Raw genomic sequence first — 5,854 nt, forward strand, 5'->3', positions numbered from 1 at the left:
CCCGGCCCGCTCGGTGCCGAGCAGCTCCGTGAACACCTCGGCCACCGCGTGTTCCGCGGCGGAGCGGGGCGCGCGGTACTCGTGGGCGGGCAGCTCCGGTTCGGGCAGGGCCGCCCGGTCGAGCTTGCCGACCGGCGTCAGGGGGATCCGGTCGAGGGGCACGATCACGGTCGGCACCATGTGCGCGGGCAGCCGGCGGGCGACGAACTCGGTCAGCGCGTCGGGGTCGACGACCGCCCCCGGCACGGGGTGAACGTACGACACCAGCCGGGCCTCCCCCGACGGGGTCGGCCGTCCCACCGTGACGGCGAAGTCGGCATCGGGGTGTGCGGCCAGCGCGGCGTCGATCTCGCCGAGTTCGATGCGGAATCCGCGGATCTTGACCTGGAAGTCGTTGCGCCCCGCGTAGATCAGGCCGGTCTCGCCCGATCGGACGAGGTCACCGGTCCGGTACAGGCGGGGGCCGCCGGGCCCGGCGACGAACCGCTCGGCCGTCAGCGCGGCGCGACGGTGGTAGCCGCGGGCGAGGCCGGGTCCTTCGAGATACAGCTCCCCCACGACACCGGCCGGGACGGGGTTGAGGCGCTCGTCCAGCACGTGCGCGGTCATCCCGCGGACGGCCCGGCCGATGGTGACCTGCTCGCCGGGCTGCAGCGCGTGCGAGATGTTCGTCATGATCGTGGTCTCGGTGGGCCCGTAGCCGTTGAAGAAGCGGCGACCGGGCGCCCATCGCGCGACGAGGTCGGGTGGGCACGCCTCACCGCCCACGATCACCACGCCGAGGGTGTCCAGCCCGGCCGGGTCGACGGACGCCAGGGCGGCGGGCGTGACGAAGGCGTGGGTGACCTGCCGGCTGCGCAGCAGTTCGGCGAGGTCCTCGCCGCCGTACACCGACGGTGGGGCGATCACCATGGTGGCGCCCGCGCCGACGGCGAGCAGCAGCTCGAGGACGGAGGCGTCGAAGCTGGGCGAAGCGAAGTGCAGGGTCCGCGAGTCCGGGGTCAGCGTGTACCGCTCGACCTGCTCGGCGCAGAAACCCTCGAGGCCGGTGTGGGTGACGACCACGCCCTTGGGCCGGCCCGTGGAACCGGAGGTGTAGATCACGTAGGCGGGATGCTCCGCCCGCAGCGTCCGGACCCGGTCGTCGAGCGCGACGGGCGCTGCGGACTGCTCGGCGAGGGTGGTGCGGGTCTCGGCGGAATCGAGGGCGATCCAGGGCACGGAGCCGGGCAGGCCGGGCACCGAGGCCGCGAGGGTCAGGCCGGCCCGGGCGCCCGAGTCGTCGATCATGTGCCGGACGCGGTCGTCCGGATAGTTCGGGTCGACGGGCACGAAGGCGGCGCCGGTCTTGGCGACGGCCCACACCGACAGCACCGACTCGATCGAGCGGGGTACGGCGACCGCCACCACATCCTCCGGGCCGATCCCCCGCCGGATGAGCAGCCGCGCCAGCCGGGAGGAGGCCGAGTCGAGCTCGCCGTAGCTCAGGGTGCGGTCCTCGAACACCACGGCGGGTGCGCCGGGGTCCCGTTCGACCGCGGCGGCCAGGAGCTGGGGCAGAAGGGCGACGCGGGGTCCGCGCCGGCGTGTGGGCCGCTGCCGGACCGGCCGGCGGCTGCGTGATTCGTCCGGTCGTCGGTCCCCCGAACCGTCGACACTCATCCCCGCGTGCTCCGTCGCCGGTCGTCCTGCGCGTGCACTCCAGGCATCATCCACCTCGCGTATCCCTCATCGTCCCAGCCGCTGCCCTCTGCACACGACAGTGCAGGGTGGCACGCGCCAGCCCCATTAGACCATCGGGGCGTCGGGCGCTTCGTTACGGCCGAAACCGGGCGGTCGACCGCGGATCACCCGCCGCGGTCGCCGGGAGGACGACGGAGGATACGGGTCAGCGGGCGCCCCCGATCCAGCGGTCCAGCACCGGACCGATCCGGGCGAGGGCTTCCTGCGACGTCATCTTCCAGTGGGTGGCCTGGACCGATTCGACCGCCAGGGTGCCGGTGACGTGGGCCCGCCACTGCTGCGCGGCGCGGGCGGCCGAGGTTCCGTCCTCCCCCGCGGCGAAGAACAGCAGATCACCGTCGTATCGGGCGGGCCGGTGCTCGCCGAGCAGCCGGTAGGACAGGCGCACGCCCTCGAAGAGGCGTTCGAGCCGGGGCAGGGACAGCGCGTCGAACGGGGCCGGCAGGTCGGCGACCAGCTCCAGTGCCCGCGCGGGGGTGAACTCCGCCAGGTCGACGTCGGACCCGACGTCGGTTCCGATCGCGCCGAGCAGGTCGGCGACGGTGACCGCGGAGGGGGCGGTCCCGGTCGGCGCGGTGGGCGGATGCGCGTCGAGCAGGGCGAGGGTGGCGACCTCGTCGCCGTCGGCGCGCAGACGGACCGCGACGGCGTGGGCGAGGATGCCGCCGAGCGACCAGCCGACCAGGTGGTACGGACCGGCCGGCTGGACATGCCGGATCCGGGCCGCATAGTCGGCCGCCCACGCGTCGATGCTCTCGGGCAGCGGTTCGTCGTCGCGCAGGGCCGGGGACTGCAGTCCGAAGAGGGGACGCTCGGGGTCGAGGTGGCGGGCCAGGCCGGCGAAGCTCCACGACAGGCCGATCACCGGGTGGATGCAGAACACCGGTTCGGCGGAACCGCCCGGGCGCAGGGGCAGCACCGCGTCGAACCCTGCGGTGTGATCGGCCGGACCGGGATCGCCGGCGGATGCCTCGATCCGGGCGGCGAGGGCTTCGACGGTGGGCGTGAGGAACAGCCACTGCAGCGACACCGGCAGGCTCGTGCGCTCGCGCAGCCGGGCGATCACCCGCACGGCGCTGAGGGAGTTCCCCCCGAGGTCGAAGAAGTCGTCGTCGAGGCCGACCGGGAACGCCCCGGTATCGGTTCCCCCGGCCGGCGCGAGGACCTCCCGGTATGCGGCGGCGACCTCCGTCTCGAGCGGAGTGCGCGGCGGGCGGTGGCTCCGCGGGGCGATCACCGGCTCGGGGAGTGCCGCGCGGTCGAGCTTGCCGTGCGGGTTCAGCGGCAACGCGTCGAGGGTGACGAAGCCGGCGGGCACCATGTAGGAGGGCAGGGTCTCGGCCAGCGCGGCGCGCAGCCGGGCGACGTCGACCGGCCCGGCGGCCGGGACCAGGAAGGCCACCAGCCGGTCCCCGCCGTGGACGGTGACCGCGGCGTCGCGGATCGCCGGAAGGGCGCGCAGCGCGGCCTCGATCTCCCCGAGTTCGATCCGGAACCCGTGCACTTTGACCTGGAAGTCGGCGCGCTCGAGGTATTCCAGGGTGCCGCGGCCGGGGTCGTCACCGTCGACGCGCCAGCGCACCACGTCCCCGGTGCGGTAGAGGCGTGAGCCGGGCACGCCGAACGGATTGGCGACGAACCGCTCGGCGGTCAGGCCGGGTCGGCCCAGGTACCCGCGGGCGAGCTGCACCCCGGCCAGGTACAGTTCGCCGGCCACGCCCGGCGGCACGGGGTGCATCCGCTCGTCGAGGACGAACGTCTGGGTGTTGGGGATGGGGTCGCCGATCGGCACCGACGTGTGCGCGAGTGCGGTGACCGCGTGCGCGGTCACCGAGACGGCCGCCTCCGTCGGGCCGTACAGGTTCACCAGGTCCGCGTTCGAGGCGCCGAGCGCGCGCTCCGCCGTCGGGGTGGGCAGCACCTCGCCGATGGCGAGGACGCGGCGCAGGGTGTCGGGCAGCTCGCCGGCCGAGTCCTCGAGCAGCGCCTCGAGCATCGACGGCACCACGTGCAGGGTCGTGACCTTCTCCCGGCGGATCAGGTCGTTGAGGTAGGACGGGTCGCGGTGCCCGTCGTGGGCGGTGATCACCAGGCGGGCCCCGCAGGTGAGCGCGGACCAGAACTCCCACACCGACAGGTCGAAGGTCGCGGCGGTCTTGAGCAGTACCGCGTCGTCGGGGCCGAGCTCGTAGTGCGCCCGCTTCCAGGCGATCTGGTTGACGATCGCCTCGTGCGGCACGGCCACGCCCTTCGGGCGTCCGGTCGATCCGGAGGTGTAGATGACGTAGGCGGTGTTCGCGGCGCGCAGCGGTGTCCGCCGGTCCGCGTCACCGAGCGGCGCGGGATCGACGTCGCTCAGGTCGAGGCGGTCGACATCGAGCACCGTCCGCCCGGCCAGCGCGTCGACCCGGTCGGCGGTGGTCGACAGCACGCACTGCGGGGCCGCGGCGCCGAGGATGTACTCGTTGCGGGCCGCGGGGTGGTCGGGATCCAGCGGCAGGTAGGCGCCGCCGGCCTTGGCGACGGCGTACATCGCCACCACGAGGTCGACCGAACGCCGGATGCACAGGGCCACCGTGGATTCCGGTCCCACTCCCTGCGCCACGAGGTGGCGGGCGAGCCGGGTGACGCGCTCGTCGAACTCCCGGTAGGTGAGGGTGCCGCCGCGGAACACCAGCGCGGGTGCGTCCGGGGTGGCCGCGACCTGCTCGTCGAACAGGTCGACGAGGGTCCGGCCGGCGGTGAGGTCGGCCTGTTCGGCCTCCCATGCCCGCATCATCCCGGCGAGTTCCGTGGCGTCGTGCAGATCGATGTCGCCGACGACGGTGTCGGGTTCGGCGACGATCGCCCGCAGAATCCGCAGGTACCGGTCGAGCATGCGCTGGATCGTCGGCGCGTCGAACAGGTCGGTGGCGTAACCGAACTCGACGTCGAAACCGCCCGGGCCGCCGCCCGCACCGTGGTCGACCACTGTGACGTGGAGATCGAAACGCGCTGCGTACGAAACGCTCTCGACCGGCGCGATCCGCAGTTCCGGCAGCTCGAGGGCGTCGTGGGCGAAGTTCTGGTACGAGAACCCGACCTGGAAGAGGGGATGGCGCGCGGTGGACCGGACCGGGTCGAGCACCTCGACGAGGCGTTCGAAGGGCACGTCGGCGTGCGCGAACGCCTGCAGATCGGTGTCGCGGACCTGCCCGAGCAGCGTCGTGAACGACGCGGCGACGTCGACGTCCGTCCGCAGGGCGAGCATGTTGACGAACATGCCGATCAGGCCGTCGAGTTCGGGGGCCGTGCGTCCCGCGACGGGGGTGCCGACGACCACGTCGTGGGTGTTCGACACCCGCGCGAGCAGCACCGCGAGGACCGCGTGCAGCACCATGAACGGGGTCACGCCGTGCTCGCGCGCGAGAGCCGCGATCGCGTCGCGGGTGGCCTCGTCGACCTGCGCCGAGACCCGTTCGCCCGCATGGCCGATGACCGCGGGGCGCGGCCGGTCGGTGGCGAGCTCGAGGTGCTCGGGGATGCCGGCGAGCGCACGCCGCCAGTAGGCCAGCTGCCGGGCCGTCCCGGACCGGGGATCGTCCTCGTCGCCGAGGGCGTCGAGCTGCCACAGCGTGTAGTCGGCGTACTGGACGGGCAGGGGCTCCCACGACGGTTCCCGTCCCGCCGACCGTGCGGTGTAGGCGGTGACGAGGTCCCGGACGAGCGGCCCCAGCGACGAGCCGTCGCCGGCGATGTGGTGGAGGACCACGGCGAGCACGTGCTCGTCGTCGGCGATCCGGAAGAGCCGGGCGCGGACGGGAACCTCGCCGGTGACGTCGAAGCGCCTGCCCGCGAGGCCGGCGAGGCGGGCCGGGGCGTCGGAGTCGGTCGCGTCCTCCGGCCCGAGGTCGAGCGGAACGTCGCCGACGGCGAGGATGCGCTGCTCGCCGACGCCGTCGACCTCGGGGTACACCGTCCGGAGCGTCTCGTGCCGCGCGACGACGTCCCGCACGGCCGCGCGCATCGCGTCGACGTCGAGCCTGCCGGACAGCCGCACGGCGAGCGGGATGTTGAACACCGCCGAGTCCGGATCGAGGCGGTTGAGGAACCACATGCGCTGCTGCGCGGG

The 5,854-nt window shown here is 73.7% G+C and carries 2 protein-coding genes; both read right to left on the reverse strand.

Going from position 1 to position 5,854, the window contains the following annotated elements:
* On the reverse strand, window positions 1-1,662 hold a 1,662-nt coding region (locus tag CQZ88_RS32120; RefSeq protein ID WP_258008852.1), incomplete at its 3' end, for an amino acid adenylation domain-containing protein.
* 226 nt (window positions 1,663-1,888) lie between these two features.
* A partial coding sequence (locus CQZ88_RS28275) for an amino acid adenylation domain-containing protein (RefSeq protein ID WP_102800616.1) occupies window positions 1,889-5,854 on the reverse strand: 3,966 nt, incomplete at its 5' end.

The sequence above is a fragment of the Rhodococcus sp. ENV425 genome, from assembly GCF_002887785.1.
GTDB classification, from domain to species: domain Bacteria; phylum Actinomycetota; class Actinomycetes; order Mycobacteriales; family Mycobacteriaceae; genus Rhodococcus; species Rhodococcus aetherivorans.